This window comes from Microtetraspora niveoalba, assembly GCF_001570405.1.
Taxonomy (GTDB): domain Bacteria; phylum Actinomycetota; class Actinomycetes; order Streptosporangiales; family Streptosporangiaceae; genus Microtetraspora; species Microtetraspora niveoalba.
This window is the reverse complement of record NZ_BBYM01000018.1, coordinates 121,533-145,706: the sequence shown is the minus strand read 5'-3', so window position 1 is coordinate 145,706 and position 24,174 is coordinate 121,533. Positions and strand designations below refer to the sequence as shown.

The 24,174-nt window shown below is 72.4% G+C and carries 22 protein-coding genes; 11 read left to right on the top strand and 11 right to left on the bottom strand.

Annotated elements, in window-relative coordinates; translation table 11 throughout:
- Nucleotides 1–81: 81 nt before the first annotated feature.
- On the top strand, nt 82–1,545 hold the full coding sequence (locus AWQ70_RS18880; protein WP_245647035.1) for a sensor histidine kinase: 1,464 nt from the start codon (nt 82–84) through the stop codon (nt 1,543–1,545).
- Between the two features lie 13 nt (nt 1,546–1,558).
- Here the strand turns inward: AWQ70_RS18880 and AWQ70_RS18875 are convergent, their stop codons facing one another.
- Both AWQ70_RS18875 and AWQ70_RS18870 read right to left on the bottom strand, forming a co-directional pair.
- Entirely contained in the window at nt 1,559–2,107 is a 549-nt protein-coding gene (locus tag AWQ70_RS18875; RefSeq protein WP_245647034.1) for a gluconokinase, read from the bottom strand.
- Nucleotides 2,108–2,209: 102 nt separating this feature from the next.
- Nucleotides 2,210–2,851: a TetR/AcrR family transcriptional regulator gene (locus AWQ70_RS18870; protein WP_067177806.1), complete on the bottom strand. Its 642-nt coding sequence runs from the start codon at nt 2,849–2,851 to the stop codon at nt 2,210–2,212.
- A gap of 387 nt (nt 2,852–3,238) precedes the next feature.
- Here AWQ70_RS18870 and AWQ70_RS18865 point away from each other — a divergent pair, with 387 nt between their 5' ends.
- The gene (locus tag AWQ70_RS18865) at nt 3,239–3,940 is read left to right on the top strand and encodes a DUF4097 family beta strand repeat-containing protein (RefSeq protein ID WP_245647033.1); all 702 of its coding nucleotides are present in this window, start codon (nt 3,239–3,241) and stop codon (nt 3,938–3,940) included.
- A 440-nt stretch (nt 3,941–4,380) separates the two neighbouring features.
- Complete coding sequence (locus AWQ70_RS18860) at nt 4,381–6,570, top strand: M4 family metallopeptidase (protein WP_067177804.1); 2,190 nt, start codon at nt 4,381–4,383, stop codon at nt 6,568–6,570.
- A 145-nt stretch (nt 6,571–6,715) separates the two neighbouring features.
- Here AWQ70_RS18860 and AWQ70_RS18855 read toward each other — a convergent pair whose 3' ends face one another.
- The 8 genes from AWQ70_RS18855 to AWQ70_RS18820 all read right to left on the bottom strand — a co-directional run bounded on the left by AWQ70_RS18855 (nt 6,716) and on the right by AWQ70_RS18820 (nt 13,470).
- Nucleotides 6,716–7,501: a hypothetical protein gene (locus tag AWQ70_RS18855; RefSeq protein WP_067177802.1), complete on the bottom strand. Its 786-nt coding sequence runs from the start codon at nt 7,499–7,501 to the stop codon at nt 6,716–6,718.
- Between the two features lie 138 nt (nt 7,502–7,639).
- On the bottom strand, nt 7,640–7,990 hold the full coding sequence (locus AWQ70_RS18850) for a hypothetical protein (protein ID WP_067177800.1): 351 nt from the start codon (nt 7,988–7,990) through the stop codon (nt 7,640–7,642).
- A gap of 257 nt (nt 7,991–8,247) precedes the next feature.
- Nucleotides 8,248–9,117, bottom strand: a complete 870-nt coding sequence (locus tag AWQ70_RS18845) for an LLM class F420-dependent oxidoreductase (protein ID WP_067177798.1) — start codon at nt 9,115–9,117, stop codon at nt 8,248–8,250.
- The gene (locus tag AWQ70_RS18840; protein WP_245647032.1) at nt 9,114–9,638 is read right to left on the bottom strand and encodes a nuclear transport factor 2 family protein; all 525 of its coding nucleotides are present in this window, start codon (nt 9,636–9,638) and stop codon (nt 9,114–9,116) included. The genes AWQ70_RS18845 and AWQ70_RS18840 overlap by 4 nt, the downstream gene beginning before the upstream one ends.
- Before the next feature lie 130 nt (nt 9,639–9,768).
- On the bottom strand, nt 9,769–10,905 hold the full coding sequence (locus AWQ70_RS18835; RefSeq protein WP_067177794.1) for a sulfotransferase family protein: 1,137 nt from the start codon (nt 10,903–10,905) through the stop codon (nt 9,769–9,771).
- A 16-nt stretch (nt 10,906–10,921) separates the two neighbouring features.
- Nucleotides 10,922–11,725 carry an SDR family oxidoreductase gene (locus tag AWQ70_RS18830; protein WP_067177792.1) on the bottom strand — a complete coding sequence of 268 codons (804 nt, stop codon included), beginning with the start codon at nt 11,723–11,725 and terminating at the stop codon, nt 10,922–10,924.
- Nucleotides 11,725–12,903: a hypothetical protein gene (locus AWQ70_RS18825; RefSeq protein ID WP_067177790.1), complete on the bottom strand. Its 1,179-nt coding sequence runs from the start codon at nt 12,901–12,903 to the stop codon at nt 11,725–11,727. Before AWQ70_RS18825 ends, AWQ70_RS18830 begins: the two co-directional genes overlap by 1 nt.
- 69 nt (nt 12,904–12,972) lie before the next feature.
- The gene (locus tag AWQ70_RS18820) at nt 12,973–13,470 is read right to left on the bottom strand and encodes a nuclear transport factor 2 family protein (protein WP_067177787.1); all 498 of its coding nucleotides are present in this window, start codon (nt 13,468–13,470) and stop codon (nt 12,973–12,975) included.
- A 110-nt stretch (nt 13,471–13,580) separates the two neighbouring features.
- Here AWQ70_RS18820 and AWQ70_RS18815 point away from each other — a divergent pair, with 110 nt between their 5' ends.
- From AWQ70_RS18815 to AWQ70_RS18780, 8 genes are all read left to right on the top strand, one after another.
- Nucleotides 13,581–14,693, top strand: a complete 1,113-nt coding sequence (locus AWQ70_RS18815; protein WP_067177784.1) for a CapA family protein — start codon at nt 13,581–13,583, stop codon at nt 14,691–14,693.
- Nucleotides 14,690–15,331, top strand: coding sequence for a protein-L-isoaspartate(D-aspartate) O-methyltransferase (locus AWQ70_RS18810; protein ID WP_157530169.1), 642 nt, complete (start codon nt 14,690–14,692; stop codon nt 15,329–15,331). Before AWQ70_RS18815 ends, AWQ70_RS18810 begins: the two co-directional genes overlap by 4 nt.
- Before the next feature lie 163 nt (nt 15,332–15,494).
- The gene (locus AWQ70_RS18805) at nt 15,495–17,375 is read left to right on the top strand and encodes an ABC transporter substrate-binding protein (protein WP_084517370.1); all 1,881 of its coding nucleotides are present in this window, start codon (nt 15,495–15,497) and stop codon (nt 17,373–17,375) included.
- Entirely contained in the window at nt 17,368–18,408 is a 1,041-nt protein-coding gene (locus AWQ70_RS18800) for an ABC transporter permease (RefSeq protein ID WP_067177779.1), read from the top strand. Before AWQ70_RS18805 ends, AWQ70_RS18800 begins: the two co-directional genes overlap by 8 nt.
- Before the next feature lie 34 nt (nt 18,409–18,442).
- A complete protein-coding gene (locus AWQ70_RS18795) occupies nt 18,443–19,342 on the top strand; it encodes an ABC transporter permease (protein ID WP_067177777.1) in 900 nt (299 codons plus the stop codon).
- Nucleotides 19,343–19,419: 77 nt separating this feature from the next.
- On the top strand, nt 19,420–20,400 hold the full coding sequence (locus AWQ70_RS18790; protein ID WP_245647042.1) for an ABC transporter ATP-binding protein: 981 nt from the start codon (nt 19,420–19,422) through the stop codon (nt 20,398–20,400).
- On the top strand, nt 20,397–21,350 hold the full coding sequence (locus AWQ70_RS18785; protein ID WP_157530168.1) for an ABC transporter ATP-binding protein: 954 nt from the start codon (nt 20,397–20,399) through the stop codon (nt 21,348–21,350). Before AWQ70_RS18790 ends, AWQ70_RS18785 begins: the two co-directional genes overlap by 4 nt.
- A gap of 13 nt (nt 21,351–21,363) precedes the next feature.
- On the top strand, nt 21,364–22,296 hold the full coding sequence (locus AWQ70_RS18780) for a S66 peptidase family protein (RefSeq protein WP_067177771.1): 933 nt from the start codon (nt 21,364–21,366) through the stop codon (nt 22,294–22,296).
- A gap of 45 nt (nt 22,297–22,341) precedes the next feature.
- On the opposite strand, the gene AWQ70_RS18775 is transcribed toward AWQ70_RS18780, so the two are convergent.
- Nucleotides 22,342–23,943: an ABC-F family ATP-binding cassette domain-containing protein gene (locus AWQ70_RS18775; RefSeq protein ID WP_067177769.1), complete on the bottom strand. Its 1,602-nt coding sequence runs from the start codon at nt 23,941–23,943 to the stop codon at nt 22,342–22,344.
- Nucleotides 23,944–24,174 lie beyond the last annotated feature (231 nt).

The window sequence follows — 24,174 nt, the reverse complement described above, 5'->3', positions numbered from 1 at the left end:
CATTCCGTGCACGCCTAGTGACGTTTGCGGTGTATTGGTGCTGAGTCTCCCGTTCTGCGGCAAGAGGTTGTCCTAAGGGTCATGCCGCGGCCCAAGGGGGTGATGAGGGTGCGCTCATGGCGCCGATGCTCCATCAGGACCCGCCTGACCGTGGTGGCGTGCGTCGTCATGACGCTGCTGTGCGCGATCGGAGCCGTGCTCGCCCTGCTGGCCGTACGCGGGCGGGAGCTGGAGTACCAGAAGGCCGCCATGGTGGCCTGGGCGATGGGCGTCGTCGAGCAGACCGTGATCGACGGCCCGCCCGCCACCCTGCCGGACGGCCCGGGCAAGGCGGCCCAGCTCTTCGACCCCCGGGGGACGCTGGTGGCGTCGTCCAAGAACATCGCGAGCAGGACGCCGATGGCGACGTTCACCCCCGAGTCCGCGACGTACCGGATCAAGGAACTGTGCGACCTGCGCGCCTTCCCCGGGCGGTGCATGCTCGTCATCGACGTCCCCATCCATCTGGCGAACGGGACCTGGCGGCTGTACGCCGCCGCCCCGCCTCCGCCGTGGTACGGCGTCCCGCTGCTGCCGGTCCTGCTGCTCGGCGGCACGCTCCTGGTGCTGGTGGTCACCGCGTTCGGCACGTACTGGACCGTGAGCAAGACCCTCGAACCCGTGCGCGCGATCGGCGCCAAGCTCGCCTGTATCACCGCCAGCGACCTCGGACACCGGATCCCGCTGCCGAAGTACCGGGACGAGCTGCGGGACCTGGCCGAGATCGCCAACCGGACCCTGGAACGGGCCCAATGCGCGGTCGAGCAGCAGCTCCGCTTCGCCTCCGACGCCTCCCACGACCTGCGCAGCCCCCTCACCGCGATGCGCACCCGCATCGAGGAGGCGCTCATGTACCCCGAGGAGACCGACTGGCAGAGCATGTCGACCGCGCTGCTGGACAGCGTGGAGCGACTCCAGGCCCTGGTCACCGACCTGCTGCAGATCTCCCGCCTGGACGCCGGCGTGTCCGGCGGGCACACCCGCGTCGACCTGACCGAACTGGTCGCCTCCGAGCTGGACCGGCGGCCCCGCCGCGTTTCGGTGCACCGCGACCTCGCCCCCCGCGTGGTGATCAACGCAGACCCGATCGGCCTGGCCCGCCTTCTGACCAACCTCCTGGACAACGCCGAACGTCACGCCGAGAGCGGGATCACCGTCGCGGTGCGCTGCGACTCCCATACGGCGGTGCTGGAGGTGTGCGACGACGGCGAGGGCGTGCCGCCCGAACAGCGGGAGGTCGTGTTCGAGCGGTTCGTCCGCCTGGCCGCGTCCCGGCACAGGGACCCCGGCGGCACGGGACTGGGCCTGGCGATCGCGCGGCAGATCGCCGAGCGCCACGGCGGCACCCTCACCATCGAGGACAGTCGCCGCGGCGCCCGCTTCGTCCTGCGCGTCCCCCGCCACGTACCCGTGCCGGAGCACGCCCTCGCCGGCGAGGACCGCGGCCCCCGCCAGGCCGCGGAGCGCTCCGCCGACCGCGGCGGGCCGTCCCGGTCAGCAGGGTGAGGAGGGCCGGGCGTCACCGCTCCGCCGGGCCCTCCTCCGGGCGGTCCGCTCTGGCCGCGAGCGCGGCCAGCGCCCGCTCGACGATCTGCCCGAGCGGGCGCGCGAACCCCACGGTGAGTCCGGGCTCGTCCTCCGCGAGCGGTTCGAGCGCGGCGTACTGCGAGGCCACCAGGGAGGCCGGCATGAAGTGCCCCTCCCGTCCGCCGACCCGGGCGGCGGCGAGCTCCGGCGGCCCGGCCAGGTGGAGGAACCACGCCCTCGGACCTCGCTCGCGCAGGATGTCCCGGTACGACCGCTTGAGGGCCGAGCAGGCGACCACGCCCCCTGCCGGGCCGCGCGCGGCGAGCCAGTCGCCGACCGCGCGCAGCCACGGCACGCGGTCGGCGTCGTCGAGCGGCACGCCCGCGCGCATCTTGGCCAGGTTGCCCTCGTCGTGGAACGCGTCGGCGTCGGCGTGGTCGGCGCCGAGCGCCTCGGCGAGGGCGCGCGCCACCGTCGACTTGCCCGAGCCCGACACGCCCATGACCACGACCAGGGGTGTTCCGAACCGTCCCGAAGCCACGCGACCCCCGATCCCGGCCCTGCGCTGAAAGTGAGACTCGCGGCGACAGCATACTTCGGGCGATACGGGTCACCCGGGGCCGCGCAGCCGGCCCCGGCGTCGTCAGGACGGCCCGAGGGTCGCCGTGACCATGGTCCGGAACCGCCTCACCATGCCCCGCACGTCGGGGGTCGCGAGGGTGAACCAGCCCATCAGCAGCGCCATGGCCATGTCGGACAGCTCGTGGACCAGAGGCTCCGGCGCGGCGAACCCGCCCTCGCTCAGCAGCCTGCCCATCATGCGGCTCGTGTGGTAGAACACCCGCGCCCGCAGCGCGGCCAGGACGCGCTCGACCTCGTGGTCGGCGCCCTCCTCCAGCATCACGAACATGACCAGCCGGTGGAAGTCGGGGTACCGCTCGACCAGTGAGATGAGCGCCTCGAAGTAGGCGTCGATCCGGTCCGCCGCCGGGCCGTCCAGGCGGTCGACCTCCGCGAGCGTGTCCCGGACGCGGCCAGCGCCGCGTTCGAGGACGGCGGTGAGGAGACCGGCCTTGCTCCCGAAGTGGTGGTAAAGCGACCCGGTCGGATAACCGGACCGCTCGCACAGCGCGGCGATCGACACGCCGTGGTACCCCCGGGCGCCCATGAGCCGCTCGCAGGCGTCCATGAGCGCGTCCCGCGCGGACGGAGTCCGTGCCGACCCGTCTCGCGTCGTTCCGTCCAGGGTGTGTCCCGCGCCGGTCGCGGGGCCGTCATGGGCCATCGTCCTCCTCAGGCAGGCGCGGACGCGTGCCGGCGGAGGGCCCGCCGGCCGGTCCGGGGCGACCCGGATCAGCCATGGCGACCGCCTCCCTCTCCGGCTTCACGGAGGATCACCTCGATGTGAACGATCGATCTGGAGTGAACGCGCCACGGCGTACCGCGTCAATGCCGCGAAGCGCGTGAAACGCCTGCGATTCCCCTCGACCGGCCTCGATCGGCTCGGCGGCGACCCGCCCGCGCCCGGGCCCCCGCGCGGCCGTGGCGCGTTCGGCGTGCGGTTCGAGCCGAAGTGGCGGCGGCCGTCCAGGCGGTGTTTTCGCCTGGAGGCGGGCATCCCCCCGAAGGCATCGGGGGGTATACCTGACTGCGCGGCGGCGGAAGGTGCTGCATGATCTTCCTTGTGAAGATGATGGCGATAACGGGTGGTCTGCTGATCGCCGCGACGTTTGTGACCGGGTGCGGCTTGCAGAACTTCGGGCGGGCGGCCAACCATGAGACGCTCGGCTACGAGGTGAAGGACAAGGTGGCCCGGGTGGTCCTGGTGGGCCACGCGGGTGACATCGAGATCGGCGAGGCGGACGCCGACGTCGTCGAGGTGGAGGAGACCCTCCGCTGGTCGTCCCGCAAGCCCGTCGCCGAGCACAAGGTGGAGGGCGATGCCCTTGTGCTGACCTACGAGTGCCCGCACGCCATGGACAACTGCTCGGTCGGCTACGTGGTCACGGTGCCCAAGGGCCTGCGGGTGGAGGTGGAAACCGGGTCGGGTGACGTCCGCCTGAAGGCGCTGAGCGGTCCGATCAAGGCCAAGGTGGGCTCCGGCGACCTGGACGGCGACGGGATGACGGGTTCGGAGCTCAGGCTCGAGGCCGGTTCGGGCGACGCGACGCTGAAGTACGCCTCCGCTCCCGACAACGTCGACGTGGTGGCCGGCTCCGGGGACGCGAAGATCATGCTTCCCGACGGGCCGTACAACGTGAACGCCGATACGAACTCGGGCGATACGACGGTCTCGGTGGCGACCGATCCTAAATCGCCGCACAAGGTCGTGATCCGCACCGGTTCCGGCGACGTCAGCCTTCTCCCCGCGTAAACTCCACCGCCGTCCGGCGCGATTCTTCCCCGCCTTTCTCCGGGAATGGCGGGGTTTCGTCATGTACGGGCGTATGCGAATGATCATGTCTCCGCCGGATCGGCCCTGGCGGCCGTTTCTCTTCCCGCGCCGCGGATGATCGCCTCGACGTGAACGATCGATCTAGAGTGAACGCTCCACGGTGGACCGTGTCAATGCCGCGAAGCGCGTAAAACGTCATGGCGATTTCCCTCAACCGGCTCGGTGGCGGGTTCGCGCCGCTCACCGGCCTGCCCTCTCTTGACCGAAAACCCTTCGGTTCGTGAGGGCTTCGTCCGTAAAACATTTAACTTTTCACGTTTATTGACACGTTTGTCAGATTCGAGTCAAACTTCGCTCGTCTCGTTCACCCCCCAGTGACGCATCTCCCCCAAACGCGTCACGAACAGAAGGAGCGTCGTGTGAAACGCATTGCCGCGTTCGCGCTCGTCACCACGGCCGCGGGACTACTCGTCGGCCTGTCTCCGACCACGGCGGCGGGCGCCAGTCCCGCCGCCGACCCGGCCCAGGCCGCCCGCGGCGCCGACCGCCTGGTCGACGCCAAGCCGCCCGCCCTGTACGCCTCGGCGAAGGACGCCTTCCAGCGCGACAAGGTCGTCGAGGGGCAGGGCGGCCTCAACTACGTCTCCTACACCCGCACCTACAGCGGTCTGCCGGTGTACGGGGGAGACTTCGTCGTGGTCACCGACGCCAAGGGCGGCGTGCTGAGCACGTCCGTCGCCCAGGAGAAGGTGCTCAACGTCGGCATCACCCCGAAGATCTCCGCCGAGAAGGCCGCCGAGGTCGCCCGCGCGCAGGTGACCGAGGCCACCGGCACCTCGACCCCCCGCCTGACCGTGATCGCCGAGGGCACGGGCCGGCTGGCGTACGAGGTCGTCGCGGAAGGGACGAACAACGGCCGCGAGAGCAAGATGCACGTCTTCGTCGACGCGTTGACCGGCGAGGTCGTGGAGAAGTCCGACGAGGTCGTCGACGGCCAGGGCAACAGCTACTACAACGGCAACCCGGTCACGATCGGCACCAAGGCGCCGAACCCGCCGACGACGACCACGTACTCGATGGAGGACCCGGGCCGGTCCGGCATCCGCTGCGGCGGCCAGAACGGCACGACGTACACCAAGAGCAGCGACTCCTGGGGCAGCGGCTCCGGCACCGACCTGGAGACCGCCTGCGTCGACGCGCTCTTCGCCGTCGGCAAGGAATGGGACATGCTGCGCGACTGGCTGGACCGCAACGGCATCAACGGCACCGGCGGCGGCTTCCCCGCCCGGGTGGGTCTCAACGACGTCAACGCGTACTGGAACGGCAGCTACACCAACTTCGGCCACTCCCAGGACAACAAGCGCCAGGCCACGCCGATCGACGTCGTGGCCCACGAGTTCGGCCACGCGATCTTCCAGACCACCCCCGGCGGCTCCACCGGCAGCAACGAGAAGGGCATACTCAACGAGTCCACCGGCGACATCTTCGGCGCCCTGACCGAGCACTACGCCAACGAGCCCGCCGGCCTCGACACCCCGGACTACACGGTGGGCGAGGGGGTCAACCTCGTCGGCAGCGGCCCGATCAGGTACATGCACAAGCCGTCCCTCATCTCCGGCAACCCCGACTGCTACTCGTCGTCCGTGCCTCCCATGGAGGTCCACGCCGGCGCGGGCATCCAGAACCACTGGTTCTACCTGCTGGCCGAGGGCTCGAACCCGACCAACGGCAACCCGGTCAGCCCGACCTGCAACAGCTCCACCGTCACGGGGATCGGCATCCAGAAGGCCGGCAAGGTCTTCATGGGCGCGCTGAACCGCAAGACCTCCACCTGGACGCACTCGCTGGTCCGCAAGGCGTCCCTCGAGGCCGCGATCCAGCTCTTCCCCGGATCCTGCGCCGAGTACAACGCGACCAAGGCGGCGTGGAACGCGGTGAACGTGCCGGCGGCCGCCAATGAGCCCACCACCTGCAACACCAGCGGGAACGACTTCTCCGTGACGCTCAACCCCGCCTCGGCGACGGTCCAGGCGGGCCAGCAGGCGACCGCCACGGTCGCGACGCAGACCACGTCGGGCACGGCGCAGGGGGTCACCCTCTCCGCCTCCGGCCTGCCGACCGGCGCGACCGCCTCGTTCAACCCGTCGTCGGTGACCTCGGGCAGCTCGTCGACCATGACGGTCTCGACGTCGGCGTCCACCCCGTCCGGCGCCTACCCGATCACCGTGACCGGCGCCGGCGGCTCGGCCACCCACACCGCCACCTTCACCCTGACCGTGGGCAGCGGCGGCGGTACCTGTAGCGGCAAGCAGCACACCGCCACCGGCACGCTCAGCTCGGGAAGCAACGCGTACCAGCCCGGCACGTCCGGCTTCCAGGTCACGACGTCCGGCACGCACACGGCCTGCCTGGACGGCCCGAACGGCACCGACTTCGACCTGTACCTGCAGAAGCGGAACAGCCTCGGCCTCTGGTCGACCGTGGCCAGCGGCACCTCGGCCGGCCCGGACGAGACCCTCACCTACAACGGCACCTCCGGCTACTACCGCTACCGCGTCTACGCGTACAGCGGCAGCGGCTCGTACACCCTGGGCTACGACGCTCCGTGATCCGGAGGTCGTGACTCTCGCGACACCCTCCAGCGGGCCCCGGCGGCACTGACGCCGGGGCCCGCCCCGCTGTCCGGGGTGCCGCGATCTGGACGGGCTCCGGCGGGCGGGTCCCGGAGAGGACCTTCACGCCGCGCTCAGCGGGTCAGATCTCCCCGACCACCCCGCATTCGTCCTTCTCCAGGGCCGGTGCGTGGTCGTCGTACGCGTCCGAGGTGGCGACGGCATCCATCCGGCCGACGTAGTCGGGGCGCAGGAATCCGTCGGGGGAATGGCACTCCGTCCCGGCCGACCACATGTCGACGCTGTCGCCGTCCCAGTGTCGCAGTGGGCCGTCCGGTTCGTTCCGCCAGTACTCGTGCCGGGCCTTGACGAAGGCCATCACCCGGGTCACCGGACCGTCCGCCCCTTTGGGGCGTACCGGATACACCGCCCGGAACGTGTAGTTCACCCACAGCTCCGGCCTGCCCTGGTCGTCCTTGCCCGCTTCGGCGGACATCCCGGACTTCACCTTGATCACGTCGCCGACGAGATCCACCGAGCCGGGCGCGAAGCTGGTCACCCAGCCGCGGGTGTCCTTGTCCCGGTCCTTGCTGTCCAGGTGCTTCAGGAAGTGCTTGCGCTGCCGGCGATCGAGCAGTGCGGTGAACGCCTCCGGCGCGCCGCCGAGCAATGTCTGCCGGTCGAGGTGGGCGGCGACCAGCAATCGCTTGCTGGTCCGGTACGCGTCCTCGACGTCGGAGGCCGGAAACCTCCCCACAGGAGCGGCCTCGGGGATCACGATGCCGTCGGCCCCGTCGGCGTAGCTTTCCGACGGCGACCCCTGGAAGGGCCGGCTGGGGTCGATCACCGCGGGGTCCGCCAGCACGTCCCGGACCGCGGGGTCCGTCAGCGCGTCCCGCACCGCCGCGCACCCGGAGAGCGCCGTCACGGCCAGACAGCCCGCTAAGAAGCCTCGTAGTACACCATGTTCAGACATGCCAGGAATTATTCAGGTTCGCGGCGTCATGGTGATCGGCCGTGCGTGGGCGTCCGCGGCCCGCCGGCTTCGGCGGCTTCGGTGGGTTCGTCAGCGGCGGAAAACGTTGTCGCGCAGCGCCATGACGTGGATCGTCCCACCGGCCCAGAGCCCGAACAGCCAGACGGCGGCCACGACGGACCAGCGCCAGTCGGCGGTCGGTACTCCGGCGAGCGTGGCGCGGAAGGTGAGCACGAGCGCCCACACGGCGCAGTGGACGGCCGCCGCGATCGCCTGCGCCCGGCTGCGCAGCCGGTACGCGGCGTGGGCCAGCAGGAACGGCACGGCCACGCCGAACGTCAGGAACGCCAGGGAGGCCCAGGCCAGGCTCAGCAGCAGCCGCCCGCCTCGCGGATCGCCGTGCTCTGGGTGGGCGGATCGACGGGGAGGCGCGGCAGACATGATCGGGATCATAGAGTGCGGGGCCCGACGCCCCGAGCCCGCCCCGGAGGCGCCGCCGTGGGCGAAGCCGGTCCAGCCGGGGCTTCGCCCACCGGGGCCGGTGCCGGTCCTGGTCCCGCTCTATGCCGGCATGTCGCGGGCCGGGCACCCCGAGCGCGGCGGTCCGCCTCAGGCCCCGGCAGTCCGCTCAGACCGCCCGCTTCAGACCGCCCGCTTCAGACCGCCCGCTTCAGACCGCCCGCTTCAGACCGCCCGCCTCAGGCCGCCCGGTCGTGGAACGCGAGCGAGGCGAACGCCTCGAGCTGGTCCAGGTAGTGGTCGAGTGACTCGTGCCGGACCGTCAGGTTGATCCGGGTTCCCCCCGCCTCCTCGGCGGTCCGGATCAGCTCGCCGACCTCGTCCGGCCGGCCGATGGGGTCGAGCCGCGTCCCGGGCGTGAAGAGGACGTCGAACCCCGGCGGGGCCTCGACCGAGTCGAGCATCTCCCGCATCCGGCGCGGCGACGGTCCCCGGAACGCCTGCGGCGCCGGGGCCCAGCCGTCGCCCAGCGTGACGGCGCGGCGCAGCGCGCGGGCGCTGTGGCCGCCGATCCACAACGGCACCCGGGCCTGCGCGGCGTGCGGCTCGATCACCATGTCCGTGAACGAGTAGTACGGCCCGTCGTACGACGCGACACGGGTGGACAGGGCGGCGCGCAGCGCGCGCAGGGCGTCGTCGGAGCGCGGGCCCCGGTCGTCGAAGGGCTTGCCCAGCAGGTCGAACTCCTCGCGCAGGTTCCCCACGCCGAGCCCGAGGACCAGACGGCCCCCGCTGAGATGGTCGAGGGTGCCGTACCGCTTGGCCAGTTCGAGCGGGTGGTGGAAGGGCAGGACCAGCACGTACGGCAGGAAGCGCAGCCGCTCGGTGCGCGCCGCGAGGAACGAGAACGTGGCGAGCGGGTCGTAGAAGCGCTCGCCGCGGGCGATGCCGCGCGGCACGGCCACGTGCTCGCCACAGGTCATGAAGTCGAACCCGAGCCGGTCGGCCGCCTCGGCGACCCGCACCAGCTCGGCGACCCCGGCGTGCCGCTCCCACTCGGGGCGGTCTCCGGCGAGGGCGACGACGGGAGAGCTGATGCCGACCTTCACGAGCCCGCCTTCCCGGACGAGACGCGCCGCTGGAGCAGGATGAGGGGGTCGTGCTCGTCCCGCCGCCCCGACGGGCCGTCGCCCTCCTTGGGCACGAACCGGCCGACCTCCGAGCGGGTCCACTCCCGGACCGCCCATCGCTCCGAGATGGCCCAGCGGCCGTCCCGGTACGTCATGTGGTCGACGAAGCGCACCCCGCTGGTGAAGTTCGCGCGCACGTCGTCGGCGGGCTCGCCCCAGTGCACGGAGGTGCCGTACGTCTCCGCGACCGCCTCGTCGCCGTGCAGCTCGACGAGGTGGTTTCCCAGGATGTGCATGGTGCCGCCGCGCCGGGCCCGGAGCTTGGGCTCGACCCAGGCGAGGTAGTCGTCCACGGACCCCTCGAAGCCGGTGTGGTGGTCGATCGCGTCCGGATGATACGCCGAGCGGACGAGGTCGAAGTCGAGGCGGTCGACGCCCCGGCAGTAGCGCAGGACGACCTCGTGGATCTCCCGGCGGTCCGACCACTCCGAACGTGTCACGGTCACCTCCGTGCGCGGCGGGCGCTCCCGGAGCCCGGCCTCCGCCGCGGTGGGGCGGCGCGGGCCCGGAGAGCTTCTTCCACGCGGAGGCTAGGCGGCCGGGCCGTACCCGCGCGCGCCGCCGTCCCGGTCACCGGAACCGCGCGTCGACCTCCTCGCCGGTCAGCCCGAAGTCCGACAGCGTGTACCGGTGCGCCGGTCGGCGCGGGCCCGAGCGGCTCTCGTCGTGCAGCCGCCCCATCGCCGCCCGCGCCCCGTCCGCGAGCGGCAGTCCGAAGTGGGTGTAGATCGCGTCGACCGTGCCGAGGGGGTCGCGCACGAAGTCGTCGTAGTGGACGTCGAAGAACCGCGCAGGGTCGTGCCGCGCGCGTTCGGCGCGGAAACGTTCGAGGCCGCGGCTCCACAGGGCGAGCTGGTCCCGCCCGATCACCGGCCCGGTGAACGCCTCCGACCAGCCCGCGCTCGCGTGCGCGGCGAGGCTGCACATGGACGCCATCGCCGTACGCGGGGAGCGGTGGGTCTGGATGACGAGCGCGTCCGGATACACCGCGAGGAGCGCGTCGAGGGCGAACAGGTGGCTGGGGTTCTTCAGCACCCAGCGCCGGCCGGTGTCGTGCAGCCCGATGAGCTGGAGGTTGCGCCGGTGCCGCCGGTAGGCCGGCGTCCAGTCCTGCGCGTCCAGCCAGGCCGAGTACGCCGGGACGTGGGCGAGGCACTCGAACGAGACCGACCGCATCGACTGGCGCAGCAGTTGCCAGCACTCCTCGACCGTGTCGGCCGACATGTAGTGGACGCCCATGAACTCGGGGTTCGCGACGTGGTGCCGCTCGTAGCCGGCCTGGATGGACCGGAAGACGGGGTCGTCCGCCCACGTCTCGCGCGCCGGGCGCGGCCGGGGCGCCTCGGCCAGCCACAGTTCGAGGCCCTGGTGCGCGGGGTCGGCGGTGAGCAGCCGGTGCAGCGCCGTGGTCCCGGTCCTGGGCAGGCCGGTGACGAAGATCGGCCGTTCGACGGGCACGTCCGCGTGCTCCGGGTGCCGCCGCCACGCCTCCTCCGACAGCAGCCGGGCGACCAGCGCGCCGCGCAGGAGCGCCCGCTGCGCCCTGGCGCCCGCCGGGGTGAGCGCCGCCTCCTCGGTGTAGGAGTCGAGCAACACTGCGAGGCCGTCGAGGTAGGCGTCCTCGCCGAAGTCGTCCAGGCCGGTGATCTTGCGGGCCGAGGCGTGCAGGTCCTCGACCGTGCCGACGCCGTCGCGTCTCGTCGTCATCGGGAGCCCTCCGGGGTCAGTGGTGCCACTCGCCGCAGTTGACGTCGAGGCACTGCCCGGTGACGGCCCGGGCGAGGGGGGACAGCAGGAACACCGCCGCGTCGGCCACCTCGTCGGGTTCCGGCAGGCGGAGCAGGTCGGTCGTGGCGGCGGTCTCGTCGTACACCTGCCGCGCGGTGACGCCGCGCTCGCGGGCGAGAAACTCGAAGTACCACTTCAGGTTGTCCGCCCAGATGTATCCGGGCGCGATGGAGTTGACCCGCACGCCCTGCGGCCCCAGCTCGGTCGCGAGGCTCTGCGCGAGGGAGAGCAGGGCGGTCTTCGCCATCTTGTACGCGCCGAACGTGCGCCGCGAGTGCCGCAGCACCGCCGAGTTGACCATCACGACGGAGCCGCCGCCCTCGGCGAGCGCGGGCGTGAGGATCCGGGTCAGCCGCAGCGCGGCGAGCACGTTCGTCTCGAAGCCCGCGCGCACCGCGTCCAGGTCCACTGTCGCGAGGTCGGCCAGGGGCGGGATCGCGAAGGCGTTGTTGACCAGGCCGTCCACCCGGCCGTACGCCTCCATCGCGGCGTCGGCCAGCCGCCCGCAGGACGCCTCGTCGGTGATGTCCGTCGGCACCGGGAGGGCGCGGCGGCCGAGCGCGGCGACCTCCGCGGCCACCTCGGACAGCCGCGACCCGGTGCGCGCCGCCAGCACCACGTCCGCCCCGGCCCCCGCGCACCGCAGGGCCAGCGCGCGGCCCAGGCCCGGCCCGACGCCGGAGACGACGACGGCCTTGCCCTCCAGCGGCAGCGGGTGGCCCGCCTCCTCGCGCGGCATCAGCCGAGCATCCGCTTGGCGACGGCGACCTGCCGCGCGGCGATGCGGTCCGCCCACTCGCGGGGGCTCACCCGCTGCCGGTCGTGGTGGGGCAGCCGCCGCGGCAGCTCGTCGAACGGCATGACCTCCACCTCGGGGCCGTCCTCCGGTTTGAGCTCGCGGGCGAGCCGTTGCCAGCGGATCTGCAGGTAGCCGCGCCGGTGGCCGGTGCGCTCGATCCAGTTGGCCAGGCCGGGGTCGCGCTCGCTGACCACGTAGCGGATCATGCCGTCGGGGTCGACCCGCGCCTGGTCGGAGGTGAGGCTCGTCTGGTGGTTGATGTAGTCGAGCGAGACGTACCACATGGTGCCGAGCTGGAACCCCTGGTACGGCGCGTCCGCGCGGGCGGCGGCGGGCACGGTGATCACCATGACCTGGTCGTCGTCGAGGTCGTAGTGGCCGACCGACGAGTACTGCGTGGCCAGGCCGCCGGGGGTGGGGCGCGGCTCCGTCATCGTGTTGACCGGCAGCGAGAGGTAGTGCCACTCGGGGAAGGCGAGGAACGTGCGCAGCCGCGAGAGCAGGATCCGCCCGGCGATGTCGTAGCGCCTGGCCGCCTTCTCCGCGGACGGGGGCGGGGGAGCCGAGCCGAGCGTGTCGGCGCGGTGGACGCGGATCTCGCCGGGCCGCTCGTTCTCCCAGTCGCCGAAGACCTCGCGTACGACGAGCATCGCCGAGCCGGGCCCGAGGGTGAAGCGGTTGGGCCCGGCCCCCTGCCCCGCCGGGCCGAACCGCAGCTCGTACGTCCCGTCCGGGGCGATCTCGATGGCGCGGTCGTCGAAGGCCGCGAGGCTGTCGGGCGACCGGGCGGGCGAGTAGTCGCCGTTGAGCACCTGGAAGCTGAGGTCGGCGGTGGTGCCGCGGCGGCCGGTGACGACGTACTCCGCGTCGTCCCGGATGTACGCGTGGAAGTAGAGGGTGTCCGGGTTGTCGAGGCCGAGCTTGGCGTGCGGCCCGGTGGAGGCGATGAAGAACGGGAAGTCGCGCTCGTAGGCCCACGCCAGGTGCAGCGAGGCCTTGATGCTCCCGGCGAGGTAGTCGAGGCCCTCGGCCAGGTCCTGTTCGGTGCGCGCGTGGGGCGCCGAACGGATGATCTGCTCGGCCTCGGCGATCGCCTGGGCGAATGACTGCGTGGCCACCGAACCCCCTCGGACCGCGGTACGGGATTCGTACCAAGCGATTGGTTGAGGATGAGAGTAGAACTCGTTCTAAGAGATGGTCAATGGCCCGGCGGCTGGCGGCGCCCACCTGTTCGCGCCGAACCGCAGGCTCGGCAGGTCGTCGAAGGAGACGGAGAACTCGTACGTCCGCTCGTGGCCGGTGCGGCTGACCCGCCACCGGCCGTCCGGGCAGCGCCGGTAAACGTCGGTGTAGTAGGCGGAGCCGTAGATCAGCAGGCGGTACTCGGTGGCGACGACGGTGTCCTGGAGGCACCAGCTCCCCGTGGCGCGGTCGCCGTCCACCTCGATCTCGGGGTGGCCGGCGAGGTGCGCCGTGATCATGCCGGGGCCCAGGTTGGCGCGCATGTAGCCGACGATGGCGTCCCGCCCCTCCAGGCGCAGCGGGTCGCGGAGCAGGGGTGTGTCGTACTCCGCCACGGCGTCCTCGGTGAAGACGTCGGCGAAGTCGTCCCAGAGCTTGAGGTCCAGGCAGCGCAGGTATCGGTACTTCACCTGGCGGATCTCTTCCAGCGTGATCGGATCCATGTGCGCCAGCATCCTCGACCGCTCCGCCCTTGGCAAGAACTTGTTCTATTTCGGTGCCCGGTGGGACCGGGTCTCCCGGGACGTCCGGCGGGCTTCCTAGGATGGGGGGCATGGGCGCGTCCCCGGTGACGCTGTTTCTCTGCGGCGACGTCATGCTCGGCCGCGGGGTGGACCAGATCCTGCCGCACCCCGGCGACCCCCGGCTGCGCGAGACGTACGTCGCCGACGCCCGCACGTACGTCGAACTGGCCGAGGCGGCGAACGGGCCGATCCCCGGCCCGGTCGGCTTCGCCTGGCCCTGGGGCGACGCCCTCGCACTGCTGGAGGAGGCCGCGCCCGCCGCGCGGCTGCTGAACCTGGAGACGAGCGTCACGCGGAGCGGCGACTTCGCCCCCGGCAAGGCCGTCCACTACCGGATGAACCCCGCCAACCTCCCCTGCCTGGCCGCGGCCAGGCCGGACGCGTGCGCGCTCGCCAACAACCACGTCCTGGACTTCGGCCGCGCCGGGCTCGCCGAGACCCTGGACGCGCTCTCCACCGCCGGGCTCACCGCCGCGGGGGCGGGACGGGACGCGGACGAGGCGCGCGCGCCGGCGGCCGTGCCGCTGCCGGGCGGCGGGCGGGTGTTGTTCTTCTCGTTCGGCACCCCCTCCAGCGGCGTGCCGGCGGACTGGGCGGCGACGGCGAACCGGTCCGGCGTCGACTTCGTGGACGACCTCTCGGAGGACGTCGCGGCCGGGATCGCCGAGCGGGTGCGCCGCGTGAAGCGGCCGGGGGACGTCGTCGTCGCGTCCATCCACTGGGGCTCCAACTGGGGGTACCGGGTCTTCGGGACGCAGGTCCGGTTCGCGCACGCGCTCGTGGACGGCGGCGTGGACCTCGTGCACGGCCACTCCTCGCACCACCCGCGCCCGATCGAGCTGCACCGGGGCAGGCTGGTGCTGTACGGCTGCGGCGACCTGATCGACGACTACGAGGGCATCACCGGATACGAGGAGTTCCGCGACGACCTGCGGCTGCTGTACTTCGCCACGCTCGACCCGGGGTCGGGACGGGCGATGGCGCTGCGCATCGCGCCGCTGCGGGCCCGGCAGATGCGGCTGTGCCGCGCCGAGCCCGACGACGCCGAGTGGATGCGCGGGACCCTCGACCGGGTCAGCCGCGGGTTCGGGGTGCGGGTGGAGCGCGAGCCGGACGGCATGCTCGCGGCGCGGGAGGCGTGAGCGTGCCCGGGTCGCCGGAGACCCTCGCCGAGGTACTGCGCGCCGAGGGCGTACGCGACGAGCGCCTGCTCGCCGCGGTGCGCGAGACGCCGCGCGCCGGGTTCGTCCCGGCCGAGGCGGCGCCGGAGGCGTACGACGACGTGCCGCTGCCGATCGGGCACGGCCAGGTGACGACCCAGCCCTCGCTGTCGGCGCGGATGATCGAGGGGCTGGGCCTGTCCGGCGGCGAGCACGTGCTGGAGGTGGGCACCGGCCTCGGCTTCCAGACCGCGCTGCTCGCGCGCCTCGCCGGTGACGTCGTGACCGTCGAGCTGCGGCCCGACCTCTCCGAGCGGGCCCGGCGCAACCTCGCCCGGCACGGCGTGGGCAACGTCGAGCTGTTCACGGGCGACGGCACCCGCGGCGTGCCCGAACGCGCGCCGTACGACGCGGTGCTCGTGTCGGCCGCCTATCCGCAGGTCCCCGCGCCGCTGGCCGAGCAGCTCCGGGCCGGCGGACGCCTGGTGCAGCCGATCGGCACGGGCGGGCTGGAGGAGGTCGTGCTGTTCGAGCGCGTCGCCTTCGGGCTGGAGCGCCGCCGGGTCCTGACCCTGGCCAGGTTCGTCCGCCTCCACGGCCGGTACGGCTACCCGCTCTGACGCCCGGCGGGACCGGTTCAGAGTAGGCGCACGCGACGGTGGGACGACAGGACCGTCGGGCTTTTCGATGCTGAGGACCGTATAGCCTCACGGCTCTTGGGGATGTGCCTCCTGATCGTCAGCATTCCTGGACACATGCATGCCAACGACCCAGGAGACATCAATGGGGACAGGCAATTCGCGACGCGTGCGGTCGGCCCTGGCCGCCTGCGCGCTGAGCGGGACGTTACTCGCCGGCGCCGCGCTCGGCCCCGGAACCGCGTACGCGACCGGATCCGCCGCCTCCGCGGCGTCGGCCCCGTCCGGGCAGGGGGAGACCACACTGCGGGTCAAGATGTCGGGGTCGGGCATTGACACCCTGAACCCGTTCCTCGCCTTCTTCGACGGCGCCTACGACGTCTTCGCCGCGATCTACCCGACGCTCAACTCCCTCGACGAGCAGGGCCGGCCGGGGCCGTACCTGGCCGAGTCGTGGACGCAGTCCGACGACAAGCTGACCTGGACCTTCACGATCCGGGACGGCCTGAAGTGGAGCGACGGCACGCCGCTCACGGCCGAGGACGCCGCCTGGACCCTCGACCTGATCATGAAGGACCCGGTCGCGGGCACCGCCAACGGCTCCCTCGTCAGCAACTTCGCGTCGGTCACCGCGCCCGACGCGACGACCCTTGTCATCAAGACCAAGGAGCCCCAGGCCAACGTCACCTACGTGAGCGTCCCGCGCAGCGGCATCCCGATCGTGCCCAAGCACGTCTGGGAACCCCTGGCCGGGAAGCTCAAGGACGTCAAGAACGACACCTTCCCGCTCGTCGGCTACGGCCCGTGGACGCTCACGGACCACAAGCCCGAGCAGTACGCGAAGTTCGACGCCAACAAGGACTTCGTCCTCGGCAGGCCCGGCTTCGACCACATGGTCCAGCAGAGCTTCAAGTCGGTGGACGCCGCGGTCGCCGCGCTGCGCAGCGGCCAGCTCGACTACATCAACGGCGTGAACCCGACCCAGTTCAAGGCGCTGCAGGCGGACAAGAGCCTGCTGACCATCCAGGAGGTCGGCAACGGCTGGACCGGTCTGGAGATCAATCACAACGCCCGCACCCGCACCGGCAAGAAGATCGGCACCGGCCACCCGGCGCTGGGCGACCCGGTGGTGCGCCACGCGATCGCGCTCGCCACCGACAGGAAGACCCTTGTCGACAAGGTGCGCGACGGCATGGCCGTGGTCGGCGCCGGCTACCTGCCCCCGGCCTGGCCGCAGTGGAGCTGGAAGCCGGCCGCCGGCGAGGAGACACCGTTCGACCTCGACCAGGCGAACAAGATCCTCGACGACGCCGGCTACACCAAGGGCGGCGACGGCGTACGCGTCGACCCCAAGAGCGGCAAGCCGCTGGAGCTGCGCCTCGGCATCCACGCCGACGACACGGACGACGCGGGCATCTCCAACTACCTCAAGGGCTGGCTGGAGACGATCGGCATCAAGCTCAAGATCCAGACCCTGAGCATGAGCGCGCTCAACAGCGACCTGGCCAAGGGCGACTGGGACCTGCTGATGGACGGCTGGACCACGGGCCCCGACCCGACCTTCCTGCTCGGCATCCAGACCTGCGCCGCGCTGCCCAAGGACGACGGAACCGCGGGCAACACCGACTCCTTCTTCTGCGACGAGAAGTACGACGAGCTGTTCAACAAGCAGCGCACCACGTTCGACCAGGACGAGCGGGCCAGGATCGTCGGCGAGATGCAGAGCATCCTCTACAAGGCCGACGTCAACCAGATGCACTTCAACGCCAACACCCTCGACGTGGTCCGTACCGACACCGTGACCGGCATGATCATCGGACAGCCGGACGCGCAGGGCATGTACCCGGCGCAGAGCTACTCGTTCTGGGGTTACCTCAAGGCCGCGCCGGCGACCGCCAAGGTGACCGCGGCCAAGGAGGAGAGCGGCGGCGGCGCGCTGTGGATCGGCGGCCTCGTCCTGCTCGTCATCGTCGTCGGCGGCGGGATCGCGCTCAAGCGCCGCTCGACCGCGGACGACCGTGAGTAGCCTCGCCGCCGCGGGCCCCGCCAAGGCCAAGGGGCAGGGGGCCGCGCGCTCCGGCTTCCTGCCCTACCTGGCAGGGAAGCTGGGCGCCGCCCTGGTGAGCTTCCTCGTCACCCTGGTCATCGGGTTCGTGATCTTCAGCCTGATGCCGGCCGACCCCGTCCGCACCCTGACCAGGGGCCGCCCCACGAGCGAGGCGCAGCTCACCCAGATCCGGCTCCAGCTCGGCCTGGACGACCCGATCTGGCGGCGGTTCCTCACCTTCGTCGGCGACACGCTCAGGGGCGAGCTGGGCTACTCCTGGCAGTTCCAGCAGTCCGTCTCGTCGCTGGTCGCCGACCGGCTCTGGCCGACCCTCCTGCTCATGGGCTCCGCCGCCGCCCTGTCGATCGCCCTGGGCCTGTGGCTCGGCATCCGCAGCGGATGGCGGCACGGCAGCCTCTTCGACCGGATCGCCTCCGGCGCGTCGATCACGCTGTGGTCGGTGCCCACGTTCTGGCTCGGCATGATCCTCCTGGTCGCCTTCAGCGTGGGCGTCGGCCCGATCCCGAGCCTGCTGCCCGCCGGCGGCATGAGCGACCCCTCGCTGCCGCAGGAAGGCTGGGCGCACATCGTCGACGTGGCCAAGCACCTGGTGCTGCCCTGCCTGACCATGGTCCTGGTGGTCTTCGCCCAGTACGTCACGGTCATGCGCTCCTCGATCATCGACGAGATGGGCAGCCCGTACCTGCTGACCGCGCGGGCCAAGGGCCTCACCGACGACGCCGTACGGCGCCGCCACGCGGTGCCGAACGCGCTGCTGCCCTCGGTCACGATGATCTTCATGCATCTCGGCATCCTGGTCAGCGGCGCGATCACGGTCGAGGCCGTCTACTCCTGGCCCGGGCTCGGCTACCTGACGTACGAGGCGCTCAGGATCCCCGACCTGCCCCTGCTCCAGGGCACCTTCATCGTCTTCAGCGCGAGTGTGATCATCATGAACCTCCTGGCGGACGTGGTCTACCGCTTCCTCGACCCGAGAGTGCGGGCCCAGTGAGACGACCCCACCGCATCCCCCGCGGGAGCGGCCGATGAGCGCCGCCACGCACACCCCCGCCGCGCTCGACGTCCCGCGCCACCACGCGTTCGGCCGGTTCTGCCGCGCGTACGCGAAACGGCCGGCCGGCCTGGCCGGGCTCGGGCTGCTCGTCGCCTTCGGCGTGCTCGCCCTGGCCGCGCCGCTGTTCATCGGCGACGACCAGCTCAACGTCATCAAGGTGGACGGCCCGCAGTTGTCGCCACCCGTCGACGGCTACCCGCTCGGCACCGACCAGGCGGGCCGCTCGGTCCTGCTCCTGGTCATCTGGGGCGCCCGCGAGTCGCTCAGCATCGGCCTCATCGCCACCGCGCTCACGGTCGTCCTGGGCAGCGCCGTCGGCCTGCTCGCCGGGCACTACCAGGGCTGGGTCGGCAAGGTCCTGATGCACGTGACCGACTGGTTCATCGCGCTGCCCAGCCTGCCGCTGGCCATCTCGCTGTCGGCGGTGCTCGGCCAGGGCGCGGCGTCGATCACGATCGCCATCGCCGTCACCTCCTGGACCGCGACCGCCCGGCTCGTCCGCGCCCAGACGCTCGCCGTCGAGGCGCGGCCGTTCATCGAACGGGCCAAGGTGCTGGGCGCCGGCAACACCCAGATCATGATCCGGCACGTGCTGCCCAACGTCATGCCGCTGATCCTCGTCTCCAGCACCCTCACCGTCGCGTCGGCGATCCTGTCGGAGGCCACCCTGACCTTCCTCGGGCTCGGCGACCCGACCGGCGTGACCTGGGGATCCATGCTCCAGGCGGCGCTGATGGGGGGCGCGGTGACGGCCGGCGCCTGGTGGTACCTGATGCCGCCCGGCATCGCGATCCTCGTCGTCGTGCTCGGCTTCACGCTCGTCGGCCGCGCCGTCGAGCACGTGCTCAACCCGCGGATGGTGACCCGATGACGGCCACGGACGACACCCGGTCCCCGGCCCCCTCCGGCGAGGGCGCGCCCCGGGAGGAAGCGCCCCCCGCCGCACCCATGCTCGACGTACGCGACCTGCGGGTGAGCTACCGGAACGGCGAGCGGACCGTGCCCGCCGTGCGAGGCGTCAGCTTCACCCTCGACCGGGGCCAGACCCTCGGCGTCGCCGGCGAGTCGGGCTCCGGCAAGTCCACGATGGCGCTCAGCCTGCTGCGGCTGCTGCCGTCCACCGCGAAGGTGACCGGCCAGGTGCTGTTCCAGGGCGAGGACCTGCTCACCGCGAAGTGGGCGCGGCTGCGGGCGGTGCGCTGGTCGGCCGCCTCGGTCGTGTTCCAGGGCGCCATGAGCGCGCTCAACCCGGTGCGCACCATCGGCGAGCAGATCTGCGAGCCCATCCTGCTGCACGACAAGGTCGGCCAGAAGGCCGCCCGCGCCCGCGCGGCCGAGCTGCTGGACGCGGTCGGCGTGCCGTCCCGGCGGCTCGGCTCCTACCCGCACGAGTTCTCCGGCGGACAGCGCCAGCGCATCATGATCGCGATGGCGCTGGCCTGCCGGCCCGATCTGATCATCGCCGACGAGCCGACCACCGCGCTCGACGTCATGGTCCAGGCGCAGGTGCTGAACCTGCTCGGCGACCTGGTGCGCGAGTCGGGCATCGGCGTCATCATGATCAGCCACGACCTGGCGGTGTTGTCGCACATGTGCGAGCGGCTCGCCGTCATGTACGCCGGCCGCGTCGCCGAGATCGGCCCGTCCCGGGGGCTCATCGACGAGCCGCGCCACCCGTACACGCGGGCGCTCGGCCGGGCGTTCCCCACCATCGGCGACCCCGCCTCCCGGCTCGCGCCCGCCGGGCTGCCCGGCGACCCGCCCACGCCGGCGGAGCTGGCCCGGCTCGACGAGGGGAGAGGCTGCGCGTTCGAGCCGCGCTGCTCCCGGGCCGTCGCCGCCTGCCGTACCGACACCGTGGAGCTGCGGCCGAGCGGCCCGGGACGCGAGGCCGCGTGCCTGCTCGCGCAGGAAGGGAGCGAGCCGTGAAGACCGTGCTCGAAGTCCGCGACCTCACCGTCACCTATCCGGCACGCCGGGGCGCCGCGCCCGCCCGCGCCGTGGACGGCGTCAACCTCCAGGTGCGGCAGGGCGAGATCGTCGCGCTCGTGGGGGAGTCGGGATGCGGCAAGTCCACCCTGGCCAGGGCCCTGGTCGGGCTGGTCAGGCCGACCGGCGGCCAGGTGGTCGGCGACGGGGAGCCCCTCGGCTACTCCGCCGCCGCGCTGAAGGCGTACCGCCGCCACACCCAGCTCGTGCTGCAGGACCCGGGCGGCGCGCTCAACCCCCGGCAGAGCGTCTTCGACGCCGTCGCCGAGGGCCCCCGGCTGCACGGCCTGACCGACCGGCTCGGCGAGCGGGTGCACACCGCCCTGGCCAAGGCCGGGCTGCGCCCGCCCGAGCAGTTCGCGGGCCGCTTCCCGCACGAGATGTCCGGAGGGCAGCAGCAGCGCGTCGTCATCGCCGGGGCGCTCGCCCTCGAACCGAAGGTGATCGTCGCCGACGAGCCGGTGGCCTCGCTCGACGCCTCGGTCAGGGGCGAGATCCTCAAGCTGATCCTGGAGCTGCGCGACTCGCTCGGCCTGTCCGCGCTGGTCGTCAGCCACGACCTCGGCCTGGCCTGGAACATCGCCGACCGGGTGGCCGTCATGTATCTCGGCAGGATCGTCGAGACCGGCACGGTCGAGGAGGTGCTGTTACGGCCCCGGCACCCGTACACTCGGGCGCTGCTGTCGGTGCTGCCGGACTCCGGCGAGCCGCCCGTGCTGCTCACCGGCGAGCCGCCGGACCCGACCTCCGTTCCGGGCGGCTGCCGCTTCCACCCCCGATGCCCCCTGCGGGCGGCCGAGCCGGATCCGCGCTGCGACGGCCTCGACCTGCCCGTCCTGACCGGCGACCCGTCCGCGTCCGCGCTCGCCGCCTGCCACCTCGTCCAGTGAAGGAGAAAACCGCGTGACCGACTTCCTCCACCCGCCAGCCCTGAAGCCCGGCGCCCGGGTCGCCGTCATCGCCGCGAGCAGCCCGCCCAACCAGGCCAACCTCGACCGCGGCCTCGCCGCCATGGAGCAGGTCGGACTCAAGCCCGAGGTGTTCGCCTCCACGCGCGCCGGCGGCACCGAGTACGACTACCTCGCGGGCGGCGACGCCCTGCGGGCCGCCGACCTGACCAGGGCGCTCGGCGACCCCGCCTTCGACGCGGTCTTCTGCGCCGGTGGCGGGTACGGCATGCAGCGCACCCTCGAACTGGTCGACTGGACCGCGATCGACCCGGCCCGGCCGAAGGTCGTCGTCGGCTACTCCGACGTGACCGCGCTGTTGGAGGCGATCGCGGTCAAGCTCGGCTGGGTGTCGCTGTTCGGCCCCATGGTCGCCTGCGACGGCTTCTACCAGGGCCCGGGGGAGTACGACTTCGACGAGCTGATGAAGCTGCTGTTCCACCCGGAGTCGGTGACCGAGCTGGTCTTCCCCGACGCCAGGACGGTCGTGCCCGGCGTCGCCGAGGGCCACACCCTGGGCGGCACCGCCACCCTGCTGGCCGCCTCGCTCGGCACCGACACCTCGCTGCCCGCGCGCGGGGCGATCCTCTTCCTGGAGGACGTGGACGAGGAGCTGTTCCGGATGGACCGCTACATCACGCAGCTCCGCCGGGCCACCTACAGCGACGGCGTGGCCGGCATCGTGCTCGGCACGTTCACCAACTGCGGCGAGCCGCGCGACGTCGACCGGATGCTCGCGGAGCGGCTGGGCGACCTCGGCGTGCCCGTGCTCGCCGGGGCGAACATCGGGCACGGGATCTCGATGCAGACCTACCCCATCGGCGTACGGGCGCGGCTCGACACCGAGGCGGGCGCGCTGCGCTTCCTGGAGCCGGTCCTCACGTCCTGACGTCCCGGGCACGCGGGCGGCGCGCGCGACGCCGCCCGCGCCGGATCAGGTGAGCGCGATCAGGTCCAGGTAGTCGTCGCTCCACAGGTCCTCGTCGGCGTCCGGCAGCAGCAGGACGCGCTGGGGACGCAGCGCCCGGACGGCGCCCTCGTCGTGGGTCACCATCACGATCGCGCCCGGATAGGTGCCGACCGCCGCCAGCACCTCGTCACGGGAGGCCGGGTCGAGGTTGTTGGTCGGCTCGTCCAGCAGCAGCACGTTCGCGCCGGAGTGGACCAGGGCCGCCAGGGCGAGGCGGGTCTTCTCGCCGCCGGACAGGACCCCAGCCGGTTTGTCCCCGTCGTCCCCGCTGAACAGGAACGCCCCGAGCACCCGGCGTACCTCGCCGTCGCTCAGATGCGGCGCGGCCGCCGCCAGGTTCTCCCGCACCGTACGCGCCGGATCGAGGGTGTCGTGCTCCTGCGCGAAATAGCCGAGGCGCAGCCCGTGGCCGCGCACCACCCGCCCGTCGTCGGGCGTCTCGTGCCCGGCGAGGATCCGCAGGAGCGTGGTCTTGCCCGCGCCGTTGAGCCCGAGGACCACCATGCGCGCCCCCCGGTCCACGGCCAGGTCCACGCCGCCGAGGACCGGCCGCCCGCCGTACGCCTTGGTCAGGCTGATCGCGCCGAGCGGCGTCCTGCCACACGGGGCGGGCTCGGGCAGCCGGATGCGCGCCGTCCTCTCCGCGTGCCGCACCGGCTCCAGCGCGGCCAGCATCCGGTCGGCGCGGCGCGTCATGTTCTTCGCCGCCGTGGCCGTCGCCACGTTCGCCCGCATCTTGTCCGCCTGCGCGCGCAGGGAGGCGGCCTTGCGCTCGGCGTTCGCCCGCTCGCGGGTGCGGCGGCGCTCGTCGGCGTCCCGCTGCGCGAGGTGGACGTCCCAGCCGGTGTTGTACACGTCGATCGCGGCCCGGTGCGGGTCGAGGTGGAAGACCCGGTTGACGACGTCGGCCAGCAGGCCGGTGTCGTGGCTGATCATCATCAGCCCGCCCCGGTGTTCGAGCAGGAAGGAACGCAGCCAGGCGACCGAGTCGGCGTCCAGGTGGTTGGTCGGCTCGTCGAGCAGCAGCGTCCCGTGGCCGGCGAACAGGATCCGGGCCAGCTCCACCCGCCGCCGCTGGCCGCCGGAGAGGGTGCCGATCGGCCGTTCCGTCACCCCCGCGGGCAGGCCGAGGCCGGCCGCGACCCGGGCCGCCTCGGCCTCGGCCGCGTACCCGCCTCCGGCCTGGAACTCGGCCTCCGCCCGGGAGTAGGCGTTCATCGCCCGCTCCTGGGCGGCCGGGCTCGCCGCCTCGGCCATCGCGGTCTCGGCGGCCCGCAGGGCGCGTACGGCCCGGTCGAGGCCGCGGGCGGACAGGATGCGGTCGGCGACCGTGGACGAGGGGTCGGCCGCGCGCGGGTCCTGCGGCAGGTAGCCCACCGTGCCGGTGCGGACGACGGTCCCCGCGGCCGGCCGCGCCTGCCCGGCCAGGGTGTTCATCAGGGTGGTCTTGCCCGCGCCGTTGCGGCCGACCAGGCCGACGCGGTCGCCGGGGGCGATGTGGAAGGAGATGTCGGACAGCAGGAGACGGGCGCCGACACGTAGGTCGACACCGCGAACGGTGATCATGGGATGACGCTCCGGAACGGCTCAAGGACACACGGGTGGCGTGGAAGCGGGTCCTCGAGCTAAGAGGTGCGGGGCGTCGACATGCCGTACAGGGTAGCCGCCCCCCGCCGGCCGCCGCACGGCATTAAACGGGCGCCGCACCGCGTCAACGGGGGATCGCATCGGTGGGGGCGGACACGGCGCCGATCGGGCCGGCGCCGCATCCACCGGGAGCCGCGCGTCCCCAGGAGG

Coding starts and splice junctions, on each gene's coding strand:
- AWQ70_RS18815 (WP_067177784.1), top strand. CDS start 13,581: ATGGGCGCGTCCCCGGTGACGCTGTTTCTCTGCGGCGACGTCATGCTC.
- AWQ70_RS18805 (WP_084517370.1), top strand. CDS start 15,495: ATGGGGACAGGCAATTCGCGACGCGTGCGGTCGGCCCTGGCCGCCTGC.
- AWQ70_RS18775 (WP_067177769.1), bottom strand. CDS start 23,943: ATGATCACCGTTCGCGGTGTCGACCTACGTGTCGGCGCCCGTCTCCTG.
- AWQ70_RS18850 (WP_067177800.1), bottom strand. CDS start 7,990: ATGTCTGCCGCGCCTCCCCGTCGATCCGCCCACCCAGAGCACGGCGAT.
- AWQ70_RS18790 (WP_245647042.1), top strand. CDS start 19,420: ATGCTCGACGTACGCGACCTGCGGGTGAGCTACCGGAACGGCGAGCGG.
- AWQ70_RS18865 (WP_245647033.1), top strand. CDS start 3,239: ATGATCTTCCTTGTGAAGATGATGGCGATAACGGGTGGTCTGCTGATC.
- AWQ70_RS18835 (WP_067177794.1), bottom strand. CDS start 10,905: ATGACGACGAGACGCGACGGCGTCGGCACGGTCGAGGACCTGCACGCC.
- AWQ70_RS18795 (WP_067177777.1), top strand. CDS start 18,443: ATGAGCGCCGCCACGCACACCCCCGCCGCGCTCGACGTCCCGCGCCAC.
- AWQ70_RS18830 (WP_067177792.1), bottom strand. CDS start 11,725: ATGCCGCGCGAGGAGGCGGGCCACCCGCTGCCGCTGGAGGGCAAGGCC.
- AWQ70_RS18880 (WP_245647035.1), top strand. CDS start 82: ATGCCGCGGCCCAAGGGGGTGATGAGGGTGCGCTCATGGCGCCGATGC.
- AWQ70_RS18820 (WP_067177787.1), bottom strand. CDS start 13,470: ATGGATCCGATCACGCTGGAAGAGATCCGCCAGGTGAAGTACCGATAC.
- AWQ70_RS18870 (WP_067177806.1), bottom strand. CDS start 2,851: ATGGCCCATGACGGCCCCGCGACCGGCGCGGGACACACCCTGGACGGA.